Annotated in this window: 23 protein-coding genes and 2 pseudogenes; 19 read left to right on the forward strand and 6 right to left on the reverse strand. The window is 70.1% G+C overall.

Going from position 1 to position 21,958, the window contains the following annotated elements; genetic code table 11:
• From BCY76_RS12540 to BCY76_RS12550, 3 genes and pseudogenes are all read right to left on the reverse strand, one after another.
• A pseudogene (locus tag BCY76_RS12540) lies at positions 1 to 189 on the reverse strand (hypothetical protein); the annotation flags it as partial.
• Positions 190 to 208: 19 nt separating this feature from the next.
• Complete coding sequence (locus BCY76_RS12545; protein WP_085437761.1) at positions 209 to 1,273, reverse strand: LacI family DNA-binding transcriptional regulator; 1,065 nt, start codon at positions 1,271 to 1,273, stop codon at positions 209 to 211.
• An 88-nt stretch (positions 1,274 to 1,361) separates the two neighbouring features.
• A complete protein-coding gene (locus BCY76_RS12550) occupies positions 1,362 to 1,715 on the reverse strand; it encodes a hypothetical protein (protein WP_070160169.1) in 354 nt (117 codons plus the stop codon).
• A 305-nt stretch (positions 1,716 to 2,020) separates the two neighbouring features.
• On the opposite strand from BCY76_RS12550, the gene BCY76_RS12555 reads away from it, so the two are divergent.
• Entirely contained in the window at positions 2,021 to 3,163 is a 1,143-nt protein-coding gene (locus tag BCY76_RS12555) for an NAD(P)-dependent malic enzyme (protein WP_085437762.1), read from the forward strand.
• A gap of 96 nt (positions 3,164 to 3,259) precedes the next feature.
• Here BCY76_RS12555 and BCY76_RS12560 read toward each other — a convergent pair whose 3' ends face one another.
• Positions 3,260 to 4,132 (reverse strand): IclR family transcriptional regulator domain-containing protein, encoded by an 873-nt coding sequence (locus BCY76_RS12560; protein WP_083277497.1) that lies wholly within the window; start codon positions 4,130 to 4,132, stop codon positions 3,260 to 3,262.
• A gap of 169 nt (positions 4,133 to 4,301) precedes the next feature.
• On the opposite strand from BCY76_RS12560, the gene BCY76_RS12565 reads away from it, so the two are divergent.
• The 8 genes and pseudogenes from BCY76_RS12565 (at position 4,302) to BCY76_RS12600 (ending at position 12,057) form a co-directional block, all read left to right on the forward strand.
• Positions 4,302 to 5,270, forward strand: a complete 969-nt coding sequence (locus tag BCY76_RS12565) for an ABC transporter substrate-binding protein (RefSeq protein WP_070160172.1) — start codon at positions 4,302 to 4,304, stop codon at positions 5,268 to 5,270.
• A gap of 51 nt (positions 5,271 to 5,321) precedes the next feature.
• A complete protein-coding gene (locus BCY76_RS12570) occupies positions 5,322 to 6,155 on the forward strand; it encodes an ABC transporter permease (protein WP_139827783.1) in 834 nt (277 codons plus the stop codon).
• Positions 6,152 to 6,991, forward strand: coding sequence for an ABC transporter permease (locus BCY76_RS12575; RefSeq protein ID WP_083277498.1), 840 nt, complete (start codon positions 6,152 to 6,154; stop codon positions 6,989 to 6,991). Before BCY76_RS12570 ends, BCY76_RS12575 begins: the two co-directional genes overlap by 4 nt.
• Before the next feature lie 38 nt (positions 6,992 to 7,029).
• Positions 7,030 to 7,833 carry an ABC transporter ATP-binding protein gene (locus tag BCY76_RS12580; protein ID WP_070160173.1) on the forward strand — a complete coding sequence of 268 codons (804 nt, stop codon included), beginning with the start codon at positions 7,030 to 7,032 and terminating at the stop codon, positions 7,831 to 7,833.
• The gene (locus BCY76_RS12585) at positions 7,833 to 9,140 is read left to right on the forward strand and encodes an MFS transporter (protein WP_085437763.1); all 1,308 of its coding nucleotides are present in this window, start codon (positions 7,833 to 7,835) and stop codon (positions 9,138 to 9,140) included. Before BCY76_RS12580 ends, BCY76_RS12585 begins: the two co-directional genes overlap by 1 nt.
• 223 nt (positions 9,141 to 9,363) lie before the next feature.
• A complete protein-coding gene (locus BCY76_RS12590; protein ID WP_070160201.1) occupies positions 9,364 to 10,572 on the forward strand; it encodes a thiolase family protein in 1,209 nt (402 codons plus the stop codon).
• Positions 10,573 to 10,679: 107 nt separating this feature from the next.
• Positions 10,680 to 11,374, forward strand: a pseudogene (locus BCY76_RS12595) (3-oxoacid CoA-transferase subunit A).
• A complete protein-coding gene (locus BCY76_RS12600; protein ID WP_070160178.1) occupies positions 11,371 to 12,057 on the forward strand; it encodes a 3-oxoacid CoA-transferase subunit B in 687 nt (228 codons plus the stop codon). Before BCY76_RS12595 ends, BCY76_RS12600 begins: the two are co-directional and overlap by 4 nt.
• A gap of 112 nt (positions 12,058 to 12,169) precedes the next feature.
• On the opposite strand, the gene BCY76_RS12605 is transcribed toward BCY76_RS12600, so the two are convergent.
• Positions 12,170 to 12,757: a PadR family transcriptional regulator gene (locus tag BCY76_RS12605; RefSeq protein ID WP_070160180.1), complete on the reverse strand. Its 588-nt coding sequence runs from the start codon at positions 12,755 to 12,757 to the stop codon at positions 12,170 to 12,172.
• A 153-nt stretch (positions 12,758 to 12,910) separates the two neighbouring features.
• On the opposite strand from BCY76_RS12605, the gene BCY76_RS12610 reads away from it, so the two are divergent.
• The 4 genes from BCY76_RS12610 to BCY76_RS20005 are packed head-to-tail and all read left to right on the forward strand — an operon-like array spanning position 12,911 to position 16,505.
• Positions 12,911 to 14,056 carry an aromatic ring-hydroxylating dioxygenase subunit alpha gene (locus BCY76_RS12610; RefSeq protein WP_070160181.1) on the forward strand — a complete coding sequence of 382 codons (1,146 nt, stop codon included), beginning with the start codon at positions 12,911 to 12,913 and terminating at the stop codon, positions 14,054 to 14,056.
• A 1-nt stretch (position 14,057) separates the two neighbouring features.
• Complete coding sequence (locus tag BCY76_RS12615) at positions 14,058 to 15,071, forward strand: PDR/VanB family oxidoreductase (protein WP_085437764.1); 1,014 nt, start codon at positions 14,058 to 14,060, stop codon at positions 15,069 to 15,071.
• 37 nt (positions 15,072 to 15,108) lie between these two features.
• The gene (locus BCY76_RS20000) at positions 15,109 to 15,975 is read left to right on the forward strand and encodes an MFS transporter (RefSeq protein WP_201791131.1); all 867 of its coding nucleotides are present in this window, start codon (positions 15,109 to 15,111) and stop codon (positions 15,973 to 15,975) included.
• Positions 15,888 to 16,505: an MFS transporter gene (locus BCY76_RS20005; RefSeq protein ID WP_272896847.1), complete on the forward strand. Its 618-nt coding sequence runs from the start codon at positions 15,888 to 15,890 to the stop codon at positions 16,503 to 16,505. The genes BCY76_RS20000 and BCY76_RS20005 overlap by 88 nt, the downstream gene beginning before the upstream one ends.
• 59 nt (positions 16,506 to 16,564) lie before the next feature.
• On the opposite strand, the gene BCY76_RS12625 is transcribed toward BCY76_RS20005, so the two are convergent.
• Positions 16,565 to 17,155: a MarR family winged helix-turn-helix transcriptional regulator gene (locus BCY76_RS12625; RefSeq protein WP_237090133.1), complete on the reverse strand. Its 591-nt coding sequence runs from the start codon at positions 17,153 to 17,155 to the stop codon at positions 16,565 to 16,567.
• Between the two features lie 126 nt (positions 17,156 to 17,281).
• Here BCY76_RS12625 and BCY76_RS12630 point away from each other — a divergent pair, with 126 nt between their 5' ends.
• The 6 genes from BCY76_RS12630 (at position 17,282) to BCY76_RS12650 (ending at position 21,950) form a co-directional block, all read left to right on the forward strand.
• Positions 17,282 to 18,208: an SDR family NAD(P)-dependent oxidoreductase gene (locus tag BCY76_RS12630; RefSeq protein WP_070160183.1), complete on the forward strand. Its 927-nt coding sequence runs from the start codon at positions 17,282 to 17,284 to the stop codon at positions 18,206 to 18,208.
• 15 nt (positions 18,209 to 18,223) lie between these two features.
• A complete protein-coding gene (locus tag BCY76_RS12635; RefSeq protein ID WP_070160185.1) occupies positions 18,224 to 19,141 on the forward strand; it encodes an amidohydrolase family protein in 918 nt (305 codons plus the stop codon).
• Complete coding sequence (locus BCY76_RS20495; protein ID WP_336582307.1) at positions 19,138 to 19,344, forward strand: hypothetical protein; 207 nt, start codon at positions 19,138 to 19,140, stop codon at positions 19,342 to 19,344. Before BCY76_RS12635 ends, BCY76_RS20495 begins: the two co-directional genes overlap by 4 nt.
• 14 nt (positions 19,345 to 19,358) lie before the next feature.
• Complete coding sequence (locus tag BCY76_RS12640; RefSeq protein WP_336582309.1) at positions 19,359 to 20,357, forward strand: acyl-CoA dehydrogenase family protein; 999 nt, start codon at positions 19,359 to 19,361, stop codon at positions 20,355 to 20,357.
• A gap of 80 nt (positions 20,358 to 20,437) precedes the next feature.
• Entirely contained in the window at positions 20,438 to 20,908 is a 471-nt protein-coding gene (locus tag BCY76_RS12645; RefSeq protein WP_070160189.1) for a MaoC family dehydratase, read from the forward strand.
• 37 nt (positions 20,909 to 20,945) lie between these two features.
• The gene (locus tag BCY76_RS12650; RefSeq protein ID WP_083277499.1) at positions 20,946 to 21,950 is read left to right on the forward strand and encodes an ABC transporter substrate-binding protein; all 1,005 of its coding nucleotides are present in this window, start codon (positions 20,946 to 20,948) and stop codon (positions 21,948 to 21,950) included.
• Positions 21,951 to 21,958 lie beyond the last annotated feature (8 nt).

The raw sequence follows: 21,958 nt of genomic DNA on the forward strand, positions 1-21,958 counted from the left end.
CAGGCGCAGTGCGCGGACCTCCAGGCCGGGGACGTCAGTCGGGCCGGTCGGGCTGGCGGGGCCGGTGGGGTCGAGGGAGCCGGCGGCCCGTTCGGCCACGGCCGTCGCCACATCCCAGGAGGGGTTGTGCGCCATTCCGCCGAAGGGCTCGAAGCCGGTGAGGAGCACCAGGGGTGCGGCAGAGCTCATGAGGAGCGGATCCTGCGGGTCAGGCGGATTCGCGCGCGACGACGTGGGCGCGGCCCAGCATCCAGACCTCATCGACCGAGGCCTGCTCCGCGGCGGGGGTGCGACGGCGCGGGTCGTCGTCGACGGCGGCGATGACGGCGTCGGCGATCAGTGTGGCGATCACGGACTGGTCCCACTGGACCGTGGTCAGCCGGGGACGGGACCACTCCGCCAGGGAGACATCGTCGTAGCCGACGACCGCGATCTCCTCCGGGCAGGCGATGCCCTCGTCCATCAGGGTGGCCAGCAGCATGAACGCGACCGTGTCCGAGAAGGCGCACAGTGCGGTCACCCCGGCCTCCCGGGCATGACGCACCACCTCGCCCACGTCGGAACCGTCGGCGGCGACCTCGGCCGACAGGGTCAGCTCGACCCCGGCGTCCTGGGCGACCTTCTGTGCGGTGGCGGCCCGGAACTCGGAGATCTCGTGAGCCACCGGATTTGCGGTGCCCACGTATCCGATGCGCGTGTGCCCGGCGGCGGCGAGATGCTCCACCTGGGCCGCCACGCCGGCGTCGCGCGCGTTCTCCGGCAGCTGGGTGGCGGGCATCAGTGCGGTGCCGTAGGCGACGTCGTCGTCGATCCACTCCGGCAGGGCCCCGAAGAGCGGGAAGATCATCTGCGGGGCGAGGTCCTGGACCAGCGCGGTCAGCGAGGCGTGGTCGGCGGACTCGAAGTGCACGGCCATGGAATAGCCGCGGCGGCTCAGCTCGGCGGTGAGCATGCCGATCAGTGCGGTGGCCGGCTCGCCGAGCTGGGTCTTCGGCACCACGCAGACCAGGTTGGTGGACTTCCCCGAGGCCAGCGACTTGGCGTTCCGGTTGGGGTGGTACCCGAGCTCCTCAGCGGCGTTGAGCACTGCCCGCCGGGTCTCCTCGGAGATCGTCTGGCCCGGGGTGTTGTTGAGCACGAAGCTCACGGTCGCGCGGGACACGTTGGCGCGCGCGGCCACATCGGCGCCGGTGGGCCGACGGCGGCGGGTCGGGCTGGCAGCTCCGGCGGTGCTGGAGCCGCCGGGGGCGCGGAGAGAGTCTGAGGCAGGCATCGTGATCAACGTAGCAGAGCGGGGGCCGGTTCCCGAGGAGCATCGACGCCGTGGGAAACATGCATTGTTCTGGGTGAGCGGGCGCAGGTCATCCGAGCACCAGGATCAGTACGCCGATGGCCAGCACTGTGAAGGTCGCGCCGGTCCACAGCCCGTGCAGCAGCCCCCGGCGCACGCTGCCGGTGCCTGCCGCGACCGCCGCAGCAGCCGGCAGGCAGGCCAGCACGAAGCCGCCCAGCAGCCATCCCACCCAGGGAAGGGCGACGCCGTAGCTCGCCAGAGCCATGAACAGCAGCTGGAAGACCGGCCAGCCGACGAGCAGAGTCAGCACCACGCCCACGACGACCGCGAAGGCTCGTCGGCGTCGCGCGATCCGGGCCGCGTCGCCGTCGAGCTCCGCGGCCGTGGGGCGGTGCCGCCGGTGCTCAGGGGAGGTGGTCATGGGGCGAAGGGTAGACGTGCGGCGGTGACGAGCACCAGGCCACACGCCCACGGAGGCCACGACGAGGCGACTCGGGAGTCCACCTGATGGGACGGATGTCACGGGGAGGCGCATCGGTGCCGTACCCTGGCCTGCACGGTCTAAAGAAAGTACTGACCACTGCGACGGTGCGAGCGCCGATGACCTCGGCGTGCACGGCAGCGCACGGCCGGAGCGCACGATCCACCCGACGACGTGTGGAGCTCCCGCGGGATCCGCGATGCGCCGTGCCGACCTGATCAGACACTTTCCAGGAGTCATCACTGATGTCCACCATCGACACGACCGCGCCCATCACCGACGATGAGGTCTTCGCCTCCCATGCCGGCGGCAAGCTCACCGTCGAGTCCACCATGCCGCTGGACTCGAAGCGGGCGCTGTCCATCGCCTACACCCCCGGGGTCGCCCAGGTCTCCCGCGCGATCCGGGATGACCCCGCCAGGCACGCCACCCACACCTGGGCTTCCCGACTGGTGGTGGTGCTCTCCGACGGCACTGCGGTGCTTGGCCTCGGAGACATCGGCGCGGCGGCCTCCCTGCCTGTCATGGAGGGCAAGTCTGCGCTGTTCCGTGAGTTCGGCGGACTGAACTCGATCCCTCTGGTCATCGACACCACCGACGTGGACGAGATCGTCGAGACCATGGTGCGGTTGCGGCCCAGCTTCGGCGCGGTGAACCTCGAGGACGTGGTCGCCCCGCGCTGCTTCGAGCTGGAGCAGCGCCTCATCGAGGCTCTCGACTGCCCTGTCATGCATGACGACCAGCACGGCACCGCCGTGGTGGTGCTCGCCGCGCTGACCAATGCCACCCGGCTGACCGGGCGCCGCTTCGCCGACACGCGTGTGGTGATCGCCGGCGCGGGCGCGGCCGGCATCGCCGTGGCGGACATCCTGCTGGAGGCCGGCGTCGGGGACATCATCCTCACCGACTCCCAGGGGACCATCCACCGGGACCGCGACGACCTCAACGTGGTCAAGGCGCGTGTGGCGGCACAGACCAACCGGGAGAACATCATCGGTGGGGTGACCGAGGCGCTGGAGGGTGCTGACGTGTTCATCGGCGTGTCCTCCTCGCAGGTGCCGGAGGAGGCGGTCGCCGCCATGAACGACGACGCGATCGTCTTCGCCCTGTCCAACCCGGACCCGGAGATCATGCCGGAGGTCGCGGCCCGCCATGCCGCCGTCGTCGCGACAGGGCGTTCCGACTTCCCGAACCAGATCAACAACGTCCTGGCATTCCCGGGGATCTTCCGCGGGGCCCTCGACGCCGGGGCCCGCCGGATCACCCCGGCGATGAAGGTCGCCGCGGCCACCGCGATCGCCGACATCGTGGGGGAGGACCTCAGCGCGGAGTACATCGTGCCCTCACCGCTGGACGAGCGCGTCGCCGCCGGAGTGGCGGCGCCGTGATCGCCGCGGCGCACCAGGACGGGGTCACGGACGGGGTCGCGGACGGGGTCGCGGACGGGGCTGTGTGACCGGGGACGTGTGACCGGGGCGCGCTGGTCAGCCCTGGACGGGGCGGCCGGTGCTCCGCTCCCAGGCGGCCACCGAGCGGCCTGCCTCCTCTGCGGCGCGTCGCAGGGGAGGCAGGACGCGGTCGCGCGTCTGCTCCGGTGTCTCGAGCCCTGCGGAGACGGAGACGTTGATCGCGGCGACCACGCCGCGGTCGGGATGCTCCACCGGTGCTGAGACTGACCGCAGCCCTGTCTCCAGCTCCTGGTCCACCAGTGTCCAGCCCTGATCGACGGCGGACTCGATGATCGCCAGGAGCTCGTCGACCCCGGTCCGGGTGACCGGGGTCAGCGCGGGTCGGTCCGCCGTCTCCAGGAGCCGACGGCGCTCCGCGGGGTCGAGGCCGCCCAGCAGCACCCTGCCCATGGAGGTGGCGAAGGCCGGGAGGCGGGTGCCGATGTCGAGGTCCATGCGCATGATGCGCCGGGTGTGGGCCCGGGCGATGTAGACGACCTCGTCGCCCACCAGCACCGAGGCGGAGCAGGATTCGTTGAGCTCCGCGGCCAGGGAGCGCAGCAGCGGCTGGAGCACCTCGTGCAGCCCGTTTCCCGACCAGAATCCGACGCCCAGGCTGAGCACCTTCGGCGTGAGCACGAAGAGCCGCCCGTCGGTGCTCGCGTAGTCCAGGTGGACCAGCGTCTTGAGCATGCGCCGGGCCGCGGCCCGGGAGAGCCCGGTGCGCCGGGCGACGTCGGAGAGCGTCATCGGGTCCTCGGCCTCGGCGAAGGACTCGAGCACCTTGAGCCCGTTGGCCAGTGACCTGACGAACTCCTCCTTGTCCGGGGCTTCCGAGGAAGGCGGGGTCTCCTGCGGCGCATCGGTGCGCTGGGTGGACGCGCCGTTCGCTGTGCGGTGGTCTTCCATGCGACGAGCCTATACCGCCCGGTCAGCGACGCGACGGCACATGCGCCTCTTGACGTGATCCGCATCACAGCGGTGTAATGTGCCTATAGCGAACTGTTGTTCGCTCTGGGTACGCCCTGAGGGGCCCTCACGGGCCAGGGGGCCCAGCCGTTCACCGCGAGGAGTCCCCATGCGACGCACCCTGACTGCCGGAGGAGCCGTCACCGCCCTGGCTCTGATGACCGCATGCGGCGGGGGTGACGCCGCAGACGACGACGGCCCGGGCTCCGAGGGCGAACTCACCGAGATCACGGTGGGCGTGATGCCGATCGTGGACACCGCCGCCATCTGGCTGGGCGTCGAGGAGGGCATCTTCGAGGACCACGGCCTCGACGTCACGCTGGAGGTGGCCCAGGGCGGTGCGGCCATCGCCCCCGCCGTCGTCAGCGGCGACTACGACTTCGGCTTCTCCAACACCGTCTCCCTGTTCATCGCCGCCGACCGCGACCTGCCGCTGACACTGCTCACCCCCGGAGCGGCCACCACCGGGGACACCGGCGAGGACATCGGCGCTGTGCTCACCATGCCGGAGTCTGGGATCGAGGCACCGGCTGACCTCGAGGGCCGCTCCGTGGCCGTCAACACGCTGAACAACATCGGCGACGTCACCATCAGCGAGGTCGTGGCCCAGGACGGCGGCGATCCCACGGACATCAGCTTCGTGGAGATGGGCTTCCCGGACATGCCTGCCGCCGTGGCCTCCGGAGAGGTCGACGCCGCCTGGATCCTCGAACCGTTCTCCAGCATCGCCCAGGAGCAGGGCGCTGAGGTGGTGACCTACAACTTCGCCGAGACCGACGAGAACCTGCTCATCGCCGGATACTTCACCGATGAGCCCTTCGCCCAGCAGGAGCCCGAGATCGTCGACGCGTTCACCGCGGCCATGACGGAGTCCCTCGAACACGCCCAGCAGAACCCCGACGAGGCCCGCGCCATCCTGAGCACCTACACCGAGATCGACGACGAGATCCTCGAGCGCATGGTCATGCCGGAGTTCCCCGCGGAGATCGACCGCGAGTCGCTCCAGCATCTGGCCGACCTCGCTCATGAGCACGGGCTCATCGGAGACGAGCTCGACGTCGCCGAGATCATCCGCTGACACCTGCCGCTGACATCCGCCGCTGACGTCCACGACCGGAGGACCACCACCATGACGATTCGGACGGCCGCGCCGCCGTCGACGACGACGCCTGCCGCACGCCGGCCACGGGGAGGGACCAACCGGGCGCTGTGGGGCACCGCCGGGGTGCTGTCCCTGATCCTCGTGCTCGAACTGCTGCCCCGCAGCGGCGCCGTCGACGCCCGATTCCTGCCGCCCTTCTCTGAGATCGCCGCCGCGCTCGCCGACAGGATCACCACCGGGGAGTTCTGGACCGCCCTGGGCGACACCCTGGTGACCTGGGCGATCGGATTCTCCATCGCGCTGGTGGTCGGGATCGTGCTGGGCATGGTCATCGGCTCCGTAGGGATCCTGCGGGACGCCACGGCGTCGACCATCGAGTTCCTGCGGCCCATCCCCTCGGTGGCGCTCATCCCCTTGGCGGTGCTGATGCTGGGGACCGGTCGCCCCGGGACCCTGCTGCTGGTGGTCTATGCGACCTTCTGGCAGGTCCTGGTGCAGGTGCTCTACGGGGTCCAGGACGTCGATCCGGTCGCCCGCGATACGGCCCGCTCCTACCGCTTCCGCTTCCTGACCACCGCGCGGACCGTGGTCTGGCCGACCACCCTGCCCTTCGCGATGACCGGATTCCGGCTCGGGGCCACTGTGGCGCTGATCCTCACCATCACCGGGGAGCTCATCATCGGCACCCCCGGGCTCGGACGTCTGCTGGCCGTGGCTCAGCAGTCCGGCCAGGTCTCCTCCATGTACGCCCTGGTCATCGTCACCGGACTGATCGGGGTCCTGGTCAACCTCGGCGCCCGCGCCGTGGAGCGCCGCGTCCTGCACTGGCACTCCTCCGTCCGACGGGAGACCGCGTCATGACCACCACACAGCCTGCGACCGCCCCCGCCCGCGCGAGCGGCCTCGCCGCCCTGCGGCGGCTTCCGGTGTGGCGTCGCCTCCTGACGCTGCTGGCGCTGCCGCTGATCCTGGTGGTGATCTGGTGGGTCACCTCGGACCGGGCGGACAGCTTCTTCTATCCGCCGCTGCGCGACATCCTGGCGACCTTCGGGCCGACCTGGTTCGAAGGGCGGCTGACCGCCGACGTCGTGCCCTCGCTGGGCCGGCTGCTGGCCGGCTACGCGCTGGCCATGGTGATCGGCGTCGGGCTCGGGACCGCCATCGGTCTCAGCTCCCGGCTGCGGGCCTTCCTGGAGCCGGTGCTGGAGTTCTTCCGCGCCATCCCGCCGCCGGTGATGGTCCCGATCCTCATGCTGTTCCTGGGCATCGGCACCGGCATGAAGATCTTCGTCATCGCCGCAGGCGCCGTCTGGCCCATCCTGCTGAACACCGTCGAGGGTGTCCGCGGCGTCGACGAGGTGCTGCGGGACACCGCACGGACCTATCGGCTCGGGCGGCTGACCCAGCTGCGCACGCTGGTCCTGCGCGGCGCGACCCCGCAGATCGTCACCGGGGCCCGCCAAGCCCTGTCCATCGCGATCATCCTGATGGTCATCTCCGAGATGTTCGCCGCCCACAACGGCCTGGGCTTCACCATCGTGCAGTTCCAGCGGTCCTTCGCCATGCCGGAGATGTGGACCGGCATCATCCTGCTCGGCCTGGTCGGAGTCGTCCTGTCCGTGCTCTTCCGCATCATCGAACGGCCCGTGCTCTTCTGGTACCACGGCCAGCGCCAGTCCCACAGGGGAGGAAACTGATGTCCCACTCAGCTCATCGACCGCCGACGGGATCCCCCATGCTTGAGGTCCGGGGCCTCCGGAAGGTCTATCGGTCCGCGTCCGGGGACACCGAGGCGATACGCGACCTGACCTTCGACGCCACCGCGGGAGAGATCGTGTGCATCGTGGGGCCCTCGGGCGCTGGGAAGACCACGCTGCTGCGATGCATCTCCGGACTGCTGGCCCCCACCTCCGGGACAGTGACGCTGGAGGGCCACGACGTCTCCGGCCCCCCGGGCGGCATGGCGGTGGTGTTCCAGGAGTACGCCCGCTCCCTGTTCCCGTGGCTGACCGTCGCGCAGAACGTGGAGCTGCCGCTGAAGGAGAAGGGGCTGAAGAAGTCTGATCGGGCCCGGCTGGTCCAGGACTCTCTGGAGGCGGTGGGGTTGGGTGACGTCCCGGACTCCTACCCGTGGCAGCTCTCCGGCGGCATGCAGCAGCGCGTGGCCATCGCCCGTGCCGCCGCCTATGAGCCGCACATCCTGCTGATGGACGAGCCCTTCGCAGCCGTGGACGCCCAGACGCGCGCCGATCTGGAGGATCTGGTGCGGGACCTGTGGCAGCGGCTCGGGATCACGCTGCTGTTCGTCACCCATGACATCGATGAGTCCATCTATCTGGGTCAGCGGGTGCTGGTGCTCTCCGCCCGGCCCACGGTGATCCTCGAGGACGTGGCGGTGGACCTCCCCGATGAGCGGGATCAGCTGACCACGCGCAACGATCCCGAGTTCGGCCGTCTGCGCACCCATATCTATGACCTCGTCCAGCGGGCCAAGCAGGGCTATCGTCCCGACGAGGAGGCGGCGGAGAGCGCGGTGTGATGACCTCCGCGCCCCGTGGCGCGTCCGGCGCTCCGGCGGGCTCCGAGCGCCTGGGGCTGCTGGTGCTGGCGGTCATCCTGGTGGGGCTGACCCTGCGATCGCCGATCGTCGGAGTGCCCCCGGTGCTGGGCGCCATCAGTGCTGAGCTGGCCTTCAGCTCGACGACGGCGGCGCTGCTGACGTCGATGCCCCTGCTGGCCTTCGCCCTGCTCTCCCCGGCGGTGCCGCAGCTGATGCGCCGCCTGGGGGTGGACCTGACTCTGCTGCTGTGCCTGATGCTGCTGGGTGCGGCGATCCTGCTGCGGCCCTGGGTCGGTGCTGCGGGGCTGCTGCTCGGCACGCTGGCCGTCGGGGCGGCGATCACCATGGGCAACGTGGTGATCCCGGTGCTGGTGCGGCGCGACGCCGGGGAGAAGGTGCCGCAGGTGATGGCTGCATCCACCAGTGCCTACGGGCTGGGGCAGGCGGTGGCCGCCGGTGTCGCCGTCCCGGTGGCGGTGCACGCCGGCTGGCGCTGGGCGATCAGCCTCCCCGGCGTCTTCGTGGTGCTCGCGCTGGTGGTCTGGGTGCTGCGGATGCGGGTCGTCGGCGGGGCGGGCTCGAGCGGGCTGACGACGGGACGGCCTGCGTCCGGGGCGGCTGGGTCGTCCGGGGCGTCGCCGGCTCCAGGGCCGATTCCGGGGCCGGGTGCTGGTGCTCGGGCGGAGGCGGGCGGCGCCGTCTGGCGGGAGCCGGGGGCCTGGTGGCTGGCAGTCTTCTTCGGGATGCAGTCCCTGCTGTTCTACACCGGCGCCACCTGGATGCCCGCGCAGCTGGTGGAGTCGGGCGGGCTCAGCGAGGCCACGGCCGGCACGGCCCTGTCGATCTTCCACCTGATCGGCATCGCCGGGACGCTGCTGGTGCCCTCGATGCTGCGCATCTCCGGGGACGCGCGGATCATCGGAGCGGGAATCGGGGCCGGCTGGTTCCTCTTCTTCGCCGGGCTGCAGACGGTCCCGGAGCTCTGGCCCCTCCTCATGGTGCTGGGAGGTCTCGTGCAGGGGGCGGGCATCGGGCTGTCCCTGACGCTGATCGCCATGCGCCCGGTGGACCTGACCTTCGGCAGGCAGCTCTCCGGCATGGTGCAGGGGGTCGGCTATGCGATCTCCGCGACCGGGCCCGTGCTGGTGGGGGTGATCCACGAGGCCACCCGGTCCTGGTGGTGGGGGACGGGGATGCTGCTGCTGTGCTCGTCAGTGATGGCGGCGGCCGCCTGGCAGGCCGGCAGGAGCACCCCGCTCGGGCCCGAGCCCTGCCCTGATGCATGACCCTGACGTCTGACCCTGTGACATATCGACTGGGGGATCTGGACACGGTTCTGCGGGTCGGCGGGCTATGAGGGCGGGGTGTCAGGACGGGGAGTGAGGGGCGGGGGAGGGGTTGGCGCGGCGCAGCAGGCGGTCTACACTGGGTGCGAAAAGCGAACACACGTACGCATAGCGAACATCACCGATGGGGTGGACGCGGGCAGGAGCTCTCATGCAGGACGTCATGCAGGATGTCTTCGTCTACGACGGCGTGCGCACGCCCTTCGGCAAGGTCGGCGGTGCCTTGGCCGGGCAGCGCCCGGACGATCTGGCGCAGCTGGTCATCAGTGCGCTGGTGGACCGCGCCCCGGAGCTCGATCCTGCCGCGGCCGGAGAGGTCGTAGGCGAGGTCATCCTGGGCAATGCCAACGGCGCGGGGGAGGAGAACCGCAATGTGGCCCGCATGGCGTGGCTGTTGGCGGGTTTCCCTGTGGAGGTGCCGGCCAGCACCGTCAATCGGCTGTGCGGCTCCTCGCTGGACGCGGCGATCGCCGGTGCCCGGCAGGTCGCCCTGGGGGAGGCCGACGTCGTGCTCACCGGAGGCGTGGAGTCCATGTCTCGGGCGCCGTGGGTGCTGCCCAAGACGGACCGGCCCTTTCCGCTGAAGAATCTCGAAGCCGTCAACACCACGCTGGGCTGGCGGCTGGTCAACGACCGGATGCCCGCCGAGTGGACCGTCTCCCTCGGGGAGGCGACCGAGCAGCTGCGCGAGCGCCACGGCATCAGCCGGGACCGGCAGGACGCCTTCGCTGCAGACTCCCACGCCCGTGCGGGCCAGGCCTGGTCCGAGGGCCGCTATGCGGAACTGGTCGTCGAGGTCCCTGGCGTGGACCTTCACCGGGACGAGACCATCCGCGACGGCGTGACGCCCGAGTCGCTGGCCGGGCTGAAGACGGTCTTTCGGCGCGACGACGGCACAGTGACCGCCGGCAACGCCTCACCCATGAACGACGGCGCCTCGGCCGCCTGGCTGGGCTCGGCCCGCGGCGGGGAGCTGCTGGGGCTCACCCCGCAGGCGCGTATGGCCGGATGGGGCACCGCCGCGAATGAACCGCAGTTCTTCGGCTATGCCCCGGTGGAGGCGGCAGACCGCGCGCTGGCGCGGGCCGGGATCGGCTGGGCCGACGTCGGCGCCGTGGAGCTCAACGAGGCCTTCGCCGCCCAGTCCCTGGCCTGCCTGGATGCTTGGGGCTTCGGAACGGCGCATGATCCGGCGATCGTCAATGCCTGGGGCGGCGCCATCGCCATCGGGCATCCGCTCGGCGCCTCCGGCACTCGGGTGCTGGCCACGTTGGCCCGGCGAATGCGGGCCGAGGGTGTCCGGTGGGGCGTGGCGGCGCTGTGCATCGGAGTGGGCCAGGGGATTGCTGTCGTGCTGGAGCGCGCGGACTGAGTCGTGCTGGAGCGCGCGGACTGAGTTGTGCTGGAGCGCGCGGACTGAGTTGTGCTGGAGCGCGCGGACTGAGTTGTGCTGGAGAACGCTGACGGAGGAGGACGAGGATGATCATGATCGCGGAGGATGCCGCCGAGGCGGTGGGCCAGGTGCAGGACGGATCCACGGTGCTGCTGGGAGGGTTCGGCAATCCGGGGCAGCCGATGGAGCTGATCGACGCGCTGCTGGACTCCGGCGCACGCGACTTGACCGTGGTGAACAACAACGCCGGCCAGGCCGACGCTGGACTGGCGCTGCTCATCAAGGAACGGCGTGTGGCGAAGATGATCTGCTCCTTCCCCCGGCAGTCGGACTCGTGGCACTTCGATGAGGCCTACCGGGCCGGGGAGATCCAGCTGGAGCTGGTCCCCCAGGGGAATCTGGCGGAACGGCTGCGGGCCGCCGGGGCCGGCATCGGGGGGTTCTTCACCCCCACCGGGTACGGCACCGTGCTGGCTGAGGGCAAGGAGACCCGCGTCATCGAGGGGCGCGGCTATGTGCTGGAGCAGCCGTTGCCCGGGGACATCGCCCTGATCAAGCGCTGCGCGCCGACGAGGCCGGAAACCTGGTCTACCGGAAGACGGCCCGGAACTTCGGGCCGGTCATGGCCGCGGCGGCCGCCCGCACTGTCGTCCAGGTGGATGAGCTCGTGCCGGTGGGCGGCATCGATCCCGAGCATGTGATCACCCCGGGCATCCACGTGGACACCGTCACCGTCATCCCGACCGCCTCCGGCGAGGCCGCCCTGAAGGAGATCGCATGACCGCGCAGCAGAGCACCGGCACCCAGCCCTCAGCCCGTCTGGGCCGGGACGACCTCGCCCGGCTCATCGCCTCCGACATCGCCCCGGGGTCCTATGTGAATCTCGGCATCGGGCAGCCCACTCTGGTCGCCGACCACCTGACCCCGGAGAGCGGGGTCACCCTGCACACCGAGAACGGCATGCTCGGCATGGGGGCGCAAGCTCACGGCGAGGATGTGGACCCCGATCTCATCAACGCCGGAAAGATCCCTGTCACTGAGCTGCCTGGGGCCAGCTACTTCCACCACGCCGACTCCTTCGCCATGATGCGTGGCGGGCACCTGGACGTCTGTGTGCTCGGCGCCTTCCAGGTCTCCGCCGCCGGCGACCTGGCCAACTGGTCCACCGGGGCCTCGGAGGCGATCCCCGCCGTCGGTGGCGCCATGGACCTGGCCGCGGGCGCGAAGCAGGTCTTCGTGATGATGACGCTCTTCGCCAAGGACGGCTCGCCCAAGCTGGTGCCGGAGTGCACCTATCCGGTGACGGGGCTGGGCTGCGTGACCCGGGTGTACACGGACCACGGGGTGTTCCTGCTGGACCGCCGCTCGGACGGGAGCGTCCGGCTGGTCCTGCGCGAAGCGCGCGGTCTCAGCGTGAACGAGCTGCGGGAGCGGCTCGAGGTGCCCTTCGACGTCGCCGAATGAACCTGGGCGGCATCGAGTGGCGGGCGTCATCCACTGGCCACGAACCCCGGCATCTCGACCCGATCTGCGGCGTGCCATCCGGCAGATGGCGGGATTCGTGGCCAGTCGATGCTCAGTCCTCGGTCTCCAGTGAGTCGATGAGCTCCAGGCCGCGCCGCGCCCAGGCCGCTTCGGCCTCGCCGCGGGCGATGAGCCCCTCATAGGCGAAGGCCTTGTACGCCACGATCCGCTCGTGGCTCTCAGGAGGGAACTTCTCCAGCCGGGCCGCAATGGTGCGCTGGCTGTGGTCCAGGATCTCCTCGCGGGCCGCGCGCCAGCGGTCCAGCATGCCGCTGTAGAACGCGATGTGCCGGCGCAGGTGGTCGCGGGTCCGTTCGGCGTCCGCCCACTCGAAATAGGCCGCCTGCATATGGGCGGCGTCGCGCAGCGGCCCATAGTCCAGGGGTGTGTCCATCCAGTCGCGGAACGCCCGCTCCCCGTCCTCGGTGATGTAGTACCGCGTCTTGGTGCTGTTGGGCCCCCAGGGCACCTGCACTCCGTCGACCAGCCCTTCCTTCTCCATGCGTCGCAGCTCGGGGTAGATCTGCGAGTCCGGTGCGTTCCACACGTGCCCCACGGAGCTGTCGAAGCGCTTGGCGGCCTCGTAGCCGGTCAGCGGCTCGGCGGTCAGCAGCGCGAGCAGGGCGGCGCGCAGGCTCATCGATCCGCTCTCCTTCCTCCTCAGATGCGGGGTCTTGACGACGACTATATCGCTGGCTACTGTGTGTCTCAGCTCACAGAATAACTATCCCCATAGTCAATGGATGAAGTGAGTCACGCCGATCAGTCGCGTGGCGGACACCAGGAGGCAGTGATGACGGATCTCGGACCCACGGGCGCGACCGCGAAGAACATGGACTACCCCCTCAACGGCTGGTACGTGGCCGGATGGGACCACGAGATCGGACGGAAGGAGATCACCGCCCGCACCGTGGCGGGACGTCCCCTGGCGCTCTACCGCACCGAGGACGGGAGGCCGGTCGCGCTGGCTGACGCCTGCTGGCACCGTCTCGCGCCGTTGTCCATGGGACAGCTCGTCGGTGCTGACGGCATTCAGTGCCCCTATCACGGACTGCGATACAACTCGGCCGGCCGGTGCACCCATATGCCGGCCCAGGAGACGATCAACCCCTCAGCCATGGTCGCCTCGTACCCGGTGGTGGAGCGGCACCGCTTCATCTGGGTCTGGCCGGGCGATCCCACGCTGGCGGACCCCTCGCTCATCCCGGACATGCACCAGATGGACTCCCCAGACTGGGCCGGTGACGGCCGCACCATCGATGTGGCCGCCAACTATCAGCTCGTGCTGGACAACCTCATGGACCTCACCCATGAGGAGTTCCTGCACTCCTCCTCCATCGGGCAGAAGGAGCTCAGCTCCTCCGACATCGACGTCACCCACGACGAGCGCACCGTCACCGTCACCCGGTACATGGAGGACATCGAGGCGCCCCCGTTCTGGCGGAAGAACATGCGGGACCGCTTCCCGGACTTCGAGGGCCGCGTGGACCGGTGGCAGATCATCACCTTCGAGATGCCTTCGACCATCTGCATCGACGTCGGCGTGGCCGAAGCGGGCACCGGTGCGCTGGAGGGTGACCGCAGCCGCGGGGTCAACGGCTTCGTGATGAACACCATCACGCCCGTGGACCGACGCCGCTCGCTCTACTTCTGGGCGTTCATGCGCAACTACTGCCTGGACCAGCAGCGCATCACCACACAGCTGCGCGACGGCGTCCACGGCGTCTTCGCCGAGGACGAGGAGATGCTGATGGCCCAGCAGGAGGCCATCGAGGCCAACCCCGACCACGAGTTCTACAACCTCAACATCGACGCCGGCGGCATGTGGGTCCGCCGCCTCATCCAGGCCGCCGTCGAAGCCGAGCGGATGATGGAACAGGGAGCATCCTCGGGCGATCCGGTGGCGACACCCGCCGAGGGTGCGAGGGCGGTGCGCTGAGATGGCCGGTTCCGTCCAGGCCCGGTGGCAGACCGGGCGTGTCCACGCCGCCGCCCCCGCTGCAGAGGGCATCCGGAGGATCGAGATCGAGCTCGAGCAGCCGGTCCGAGTCGAGCCCGGCGCGCATGTGGACCTGCGCATCGATTCCGGGGACGTCCGCTCGTATTCGCTGGTCGGGGGATCCCAGGACGGGCGTCGGATCACCCTCGGAGTGAATCTCTCGCCCACCTCCCGCGGCGGCTCGCGCTACATGCACTCCCTGGAGCCCGGCGACATCCTGCCGGTGACCTTCCCGCTGCAGAACTTCCCACTGCGGGTGGGTGCACCCCGGTATATGCTGCTCGCCGGCGGAATCGGGATCACCGCCCTGGTCGGCATGGCCTCAGTCCTGCGCCGGCTCGGCGCCGACTACACGCTGGTCTTCGTCGGCCGCACGCGGGAACGGATGGCCTTCCTGGAGGAGCTGCGCGAGGCCCACGGGGAGAACCTGCGCCTGCACATCGACGATGAGGGCGCGCCGCTGTCCGTGCCCCAGCTCCTCGATCAGGTCGACCCCGCCACGGAGCTCTACATGTGCGGCCCCATCCGGCTCATGGACGCCGTGCGTCGGGAGTGGCTGCAACGCGAGCTCCCGCTGCCGAACCTGCGCTACGAGACCTTCGGCAGCAGCGGCTGGTTCCAGGCGGAGGAGTTCCTCGTCCGCGCCCCCTCCTGGGGTGTGGAGACCGTGGTGGGCACCGGCGAGTCCCTGCTGGACGCCCTGGAGCGTTCCGGGGTGGAGGCCATGTCGGACTGCCGCAAAGGCGAATGCGGGCTCTGTGTGCTCCCCGTCGAGAGCCTCGACGGCGCGATCGACCACCGTGACGTCTTCTTCTCCGAGCGGCAGAAGCAGGATGACACCACGCTCTGCGCCTGCGTCTCCCGTGTCGCGCGACGGAAGGACCCCGCGGCACAGGCTGACCAAGGAGCTCCGCCGTCATCCTCGATGCCCACCATCACCCTCGACGTCCACTGACGTTCCCTGACGCCCGTCGCCCCGGAAGGAAGACCCCATGGATCTGCGCGCCCGCATCGACGCGGCCCCGATGACGTCCTATCAGTGGCTCATCGTGGGGCTGTGCGTCGTGCTCAACATCCTTGACGGCTTCGACGTCATGGCCCTGGCCTTCACCGCCGCCGCCGTCGGTGAGGAGCTCCAGCTGAGCGGCTCCGTGCTGGGCCTGCTGCTCAGTGCCGCCCTGGTCGGCATGGCGGTCGGAGCGCTCGTGCTGGGTCCGGTGGCGGACAAGGTGGGACGTCGTCCCACGGTGCTGGTCTCCGTGGCACTGGCTGCGATAGGCCCCGCCCTGGTGGCCGTCTCGGGCTCCGCTCTGGAGGTGGGCATCTGGCGGTTCGTCACCGGGCTCGGCGTCGGCGGCGTGCTGGTGTGCACCACCGTGATCGTCAGTGAGTACTCGTCCGCCCGGTGGCGAGGGCTCGCGGTGAGCATCTACGCGGCGGGCTTCGGGGTCGGCGCAACCTTGGGCGGTCTGGCCGCCGTGTCCCTCCAGGAGGGATTCGGCTGGCGGGGCGTGTTCGTGGCCGGGGCGTTGCTCTCGGCGATCGTGCTGGTGGCGCTGATCGCCGTCCTGCCTGAATCCATCGACTTCCTCCGTGTCAGGGCCCGGCAGAAGGACCGCGCGCGGATCAGTCAGCTGGCCCGCCGGATGGGGCACGACCTCGACGCCGTGGACGCCGAGCTGGCTCGCAATCCGCACGCCGCCCGGGACGGCATGGAGGCTGCCGGGCGCATCGGGGACCTGTTCCGCGCGCCCGGCGGCGCCGGACGCTGCTGCTCTGGGCGGCCTTCTTCTGCACCATGTTCGGCTTCTACTTCGCGAACTCCTGGACCCCCACTCTGCTGGAGACCTCCGGGCTGAGCCGGGAGCAGAGCGCCAACCTGGGCATGATGGTGGCCCTCGGTGGCGCCGTGGGGTCGGTGCTCTTCGGGCTGTGCGCCAGCCGCTGGGCGGCCCGGACGGTGCTGGTCTGCTTCCTGCTGTTCTCCGCAGCGACCATGACGGTGCTCATCGCCGCCACGGCGCTCATGCCGGTGGCCTTCGTGATCGGAATCCTCATCGGCGCGCTCATCAACGGCTGCATCGCCGGGCTGTACACGCTCGCTCCCGCCCAGTACGGGCCGCGTCTGCGCAGCACCGGGGTCGGCTGGGCGATCGGCGTCGGGCGTGCCGGAGCGATCCTTGCACCCCTGGCGGCCGGCGCCTGCTGGACCTGGCCTGGACGCCCGCGCAGCTCTACGGGGCGGTGGCCGGAGTCGTCGTCCTCGGTGCGGCGGCGGTGTTCCTGCTGCCGCGTCCTGCGCCGGAACCTGCCCCCGAGTCTCCGGTGGAACCTGCCGGGGGCGCGGGCACGCCGCTGCGCACCGGCGCCGCCGGGTAGCACCCCGTGACCGTGCAGCACCCCGAGTCTGTGCAGGACCCCTCGACGCGGGTCTGACCGGCGGCTCCCTCAGGAGCCGGCCCGGTCGGCGGCGAAGACCACGGCAGAGAGCAGGCGCAGGACCTCCTGACGCTCCTGCTCGGTGAGGCAGGCGAAGAGCTCCTCGTGGGCCAGTTGTGTCTGCTCGGCGGCCTGCTCAAGGAGCCGGTGTCCCTCCGGCGTGCCCACCAAGATCTTGGAGCGGCGGTCCCGAGGGTCCACCTCCCGGCGCAGCGCACCGCGGCGCTCCAGCCGGTCCACCAGCGCGACCACCTGGCTGGGGTCCAGGTCCAGGAACCGGCCGAGCTCGCGCTGGGAGGGCCGCGCCTCGGAGCAGGCCATGGACAGCACGGCGAAGTCCCGCACTTTGAGCCCCAATGGGGCCAGCCGACGGTTCGCCGAGGCATTGCCGAGCCCCCGCACCCGAGCGATGAGGAACGCCGCCTCCTGGGCCAGGGGCGTGTCATGGAACCGAGTGATGTCGTCGCGTCGGCGGCCGGACTCTGCGGCGGAGACGGCAGGCCCGGGGGCCTTCTCCGAGTCGGTCCTCTCGGGTCCGGTCGTCATCGGGCTGGTGTTCTCCGGGCTGGGCTGCTCGGGGCTGGTGTTCTCCGGGGTCATCGGGCCTCTCTGGGGCGAATCGGACATGTGGTGATCGACAACCATTGACTTTCTCAATGGTATCGGTTGTGATGTACCACACATGACAGGGGAGCCTACCTGTCGAAGGATACGAGAGGAGCCGATGTGCTGCTTGAGGGAAAGACGGCCATCGTCACCGGATCCGGCGCCGGACTGGGCCTGGCCTATGCGCAGGAGCTCGCGCGGCATGGCGCCGCCGTCGTGGTCAACGACGTCGACGCCGAAGCCGCGGCGTCCGCGGTGGCGAGCATCCGGTCCGAGGGCGGCCGGGCGGCCGCCTGTGTGGCGCCGGTGGGCAGCGCCGAGGCGGCCGAGCAGCTGGTCTCCACCGCCGTGGAGGAGTTCGGCGGCCTGGACATCCTGGTCACCAACGCCGGCATCCTGCGGGACCGCTCCCTGCTGAAGATGAGTGACGAGGACTTCGACGCCGTCATCGACGTCCACCTGCGCGGCACCTTCACCACCGTCCGTGCCGCCTACGCGCACTTCAAGGCCCAGCAGGTCCGAGGGCGGATCATCTGCATCGGCTCGCCCACCGGTCAGCGCGGCACCTTCGGGCAGACCAACTACGCCGCCGCCAAGGCCGGCATCGTCGGGATGGTGCGCACCTGGGCGCTGGAGATGCGGCGCAGCGAGGTCTGCGTCAATGCGGTCATCCCGGTGGCCGCCACCGCGATGACCAAGACCGTCCCCTACTTCCAGAAGGCGGTCGAGGCCGATGAGCGTGGCGAGCCGATGCCGGACTTCTTCCGGAAGACCCTCGGTTTCGGCACCGCCGACGACGTCGCCGGACTCATCGCCTTCCTGGCCTCCGACCAGGCCCAGGGGATCTCCGGGCAGGCCATCGGGATCGGCGGCGACAGGCTGCAGCTCTGGAGCCATCCGGAGCCGGTGGTCGAGGAGCTCCACGACGGCGGCTGGACCGTGGGGGCGCTGCAGGAGGCCGGCCGCCGTCTCATCGAAGCCGATCTGCAGCCGGTGGGCGAGTCGATGCCGGAGCTGCCCGAGTCCCTCCGGCCGGACCCGGCCTGAGGGGCTCGGGAGGAGCTGGCCATGCGATACGACTGCGGAATCGATCCCGATGCGGTGACCGCCATCGACATGCACGTGCACCTGGAGGTGGACGAGTGTGGACATCGCGCCCTGCCCGATGAGTTCTTCGACGCCTCCGCGGTCTATTTCAGGACCACCGACCGCACGCCGTCGATTGATCGGATCGCCGAGCTCTACCGGGGGGCGGCCATGGCCGCGGTGGTCTTCACCGTGGACGCCACCACGGCCCTCGGGCATCGCCCCAACTCCATCGACGACCTGGTGACCGGTTGTCAGCGCCACCGGGACGTGCTGATCCCCTTCGGCTCCGTGGACCCACGCCAGGGCCGAGCCGCCGTCGTCGAAGCCCGCCGCCAGGCCGAGGAGCTCGGGGTCCGAGGATTCAAGTTCCACCCCTCCGTGCAGGCCTTCGACCCCTCCGAGGAGACCTTCCGCCCGCTCTGGGCGGAGCTGGAGGACATCGGGCTGCCCGCGGTCTTCCACACCGGGCAGAACGGGATGGGCGCGGGACTCCCCGGCGGCGGGGGGATCAAGCTAAAGCACTCCAACCCGCTGCTGCTGGACGAGGTCGCCGCCGACCACCCGGGACTGACCATCATCATGGCCCACCCCTCGGTGCCTTGGCAGGAGGAGGCCAACTCGATCGCCACCCATAAGGCCAACGTGTTCATCGACCTCTCCGGCTGGTCCCCCCGCTACTTCCCCGAATCCCTGGTGCGTCTGGCCAGCACCGTACTGGCCGAGAAGCTGCTCTTCGGCACGGACTTCCCGCTGATCACCCCGGAGAAGTGGCTGCGGAACTTTGCGGAGCTGCCCATCAAGGACGAGGTCCGCCCGCTGATCCTCAAGGAGAACGCGGTGGCGCTGCTGGGGCTGGGGGCCGCCGGAGCTGCCGCAGGGAGCCGGTCATGAGTCTCGAGGGCCAGCCCGGCGCCGCGCCCGGAGGCTACGCCGCAGGCCTCGACGCCGACCTGTATGGTTTCGCCGAGCGGCTCACCTCCACCGAGCAGTCCGTCCTGGAGGAGCTGCACGCGGTGCTTCAGGCCGAGGTCCGCCCCCGGCTGGCCGAGCCTGGGACTCCGCCCGCCTGCCAGAGGCGCTCACTGCGCCGCTGACTCGTCTGCGCCTCATGGACCCGCCGGCCCTGGCCCGGGCCGGTGAGCCCCTGCGGGAGATCATGCGGGGATTCATCAGCTTCGAGATCGCCCGCTGCGACCTCTCCGTGGCCACCTGGTTCAATGCCCAGGCCAGCCTGTTCCGCACGCTCTGCCGGATCGGCGGTGATCCAGAGACCGCCGCCGAGCTGGATCAGCGGATCCGCAGCTATGAGCTCACCGGCGTCTTCGCCCTCACCGAGCCGGGGCACGGCTCCGATGTGGCCCGTGGACTGAGCACCACGGCTGCCCGTTCCCCCGACGGCACGGGCTGGATCCTCGACGGCGCCAAGCGCTGGATCGGCGGAGCCGACCGGGCCGACGTGCTGGCCACCTTTGCCCGGGACGCCGAGGACGGTCGGATCCGCTGCTTCCTGGTGCCGCGTGAGGCACCAGGGGTCGATGTCCGGGTGATCAGGCATAAGGCCTCTCTGCGCATCATGCAGAATGCGGAGATCCGGTACGAGAGGGTCGAAGTCCCCGACGACGCCCGGCTCCCCGGCATCGACGGTTTCGCCGACGTCTCCCGGTGCCTGCGCCGGATGCGCTCCGACGTCGCCTGGATGGGAGTCGGCGCCATGGCCGGGGCCTATGAGGCGGCGCTGCGGCAGGTCGGAGGCCGCGAGCAGTTCGGCCGGCCCCTGGCGGGATTCCAGCTCATCCAGGAGAAGATCGCGCGGATGCTCGGTCAGCTCACCGGCTCCCTGGCGTTGGTGGTCCGGCTGACCGAGCAGCAGCAGGACGGCATCTACCGGGAGGAGACCTCCGCCCTGGCGAAGATGCAGACCGCCCTGGCGCTCCGGGACGTGGTCGCCCTGGCCCGGGAGGTCTGCGGGGGCGACGGCATCACCCTGGAGTCCGACGTCGCCCGCTTCCATGCCGATGCGGAGGCCGTCTACTCCTATGAAGGCACCCATGAGATCAACGCACTGCTGGTGGGGCGTGCGGTCACCGGACACAGCGCCTTCGTCTGACCTGACCGCAGCGCATCCTGCCCAGCACCTCGCATGACCCCCACAGCACGCCCACAGCACGCCGACAGCAAGGAGAGCATATGACCACCACCGCATCGCAGACCGTGGTGACCTTCGAGGAGGCCGCAGACCTGGCAGGCACTGACCTCGGCACCACCGCGTGGCGCACGGTCACCCAAGAGATGGTCGACACCTTCGCCGACGCCACCGAGGACCACCAGTGGATCCACGTGGACCCCGAGCGGGCCGCCGAGGGGCCTTTCGGCGGAACCATCGCCCACGGGTTCCTCACCCTGGCGCTGATCATCCCGTGCTGGGGGGAGCTGCTCGACGTCACCGGGGTGACCACCAAGGTCAACTACGGGCTGGACAAGGTCCGGTTCACCGCCCCTGTGCGGGTCGGCACCCGGGTGCGGATGCACGGCACTGTCGCCGACGTCGCGATCCTCCCCGGCGGTGGGCTGCACCTGACCGTGGACGCCACCTTCGAGATCGAGGGGCAGGAGCGCCCGGCGCTGGTCGCCCGATTCCTGGCCCGCTTCTATGCCTGAGCACGGCCGTTCCCGTGAGCACATCTGAGGAGAAGACATGACCACCGCCCGCACCACCACCACTCGCCGCCCCCGCCCCCGCGCTCTGGGTGCTGCCGCCGTCGGCCTGCTCGCACTCAGCGCCTGCGGAGCAGACGACGGCACCGCCTCGGAGGAGGGGATCCCCGAGGGGGAGCTCGTCGAGGTCACCGTCGGCGTGCTGCCGATCGCCCCGTCGGTGGGGATCTACTACGGCATCGAGCACGGCATCTTCGAGGAGCACGGGCTCGACGTCGAGCTCGAGTACGCCGACGCCGGCGCCGCGATGCTCCCGGCGGTGAGCACCCAGCAGTACCAGTTCGGCATCGGCAACCCGAACTCCGTGCTCAATGCCGCGGACCAGGGTCTGGACATCCGCATCGTCTCCGGCTATACGAACTCCTGGGCTGAGGGCGACGACGTCGCCGGCGTCATCGCCAAGGCCGACAGCGGCATCGAGGACTGGACCGACCTGGAGGGCGCCTCTGTGGCGATCAACGCGCTGCAGACCCAGGGAGACCTGACCATCATGGAGTCGGTGGAGAACGCCGGCGGCGACCCGGAGGCCGTCTCCTTCACGGAGATGCCCTTCCCGGACATGCCTGCGCAGCTGGAGCTGGACAACGTCGACGCCATCTGGGTGCCGGAGCCGTTCATGTCCCAGACGCTCAGCGATGACGCCAATCATCTGGTGGGTCATTCCTTCCAGGACGCCGTCCCGGGGATGCCCACCATGGTGGCGTTCAGCTCCGGAGACTACGTGGACCAGAACCCGGAGGTCGCCCAGGCCTTCCATGACGCCATGCGCGAGGCGCTCTCGGCGGCCCAGGCCGATGAAGAGGGCGCCCGTGAGCTGCTCGTGGACTTCATCGACATGCCCGAAGAGGCCGCGATGAGTATCGCCATGGAGGAGTTCGAGGCGGAGATCCGTACCGAGGAGATCGACGAGGTCGCCGCACTGATGGTCAAGTACGGATTCATCAGCGAGGTGCCGGAGATGTCGGAGATCTACTTCGTCGACTGAGGAGGAGC

The organism is Nesterenkonia sp. PF2B19, from assembly GCF_001758425.2.
GTDB lineage: Bacteria > Actinomycetota > Actinomycetes > Actinomycetales > Micrococcaceae > Nesterenkonia > Nesterenkonia aethiopica.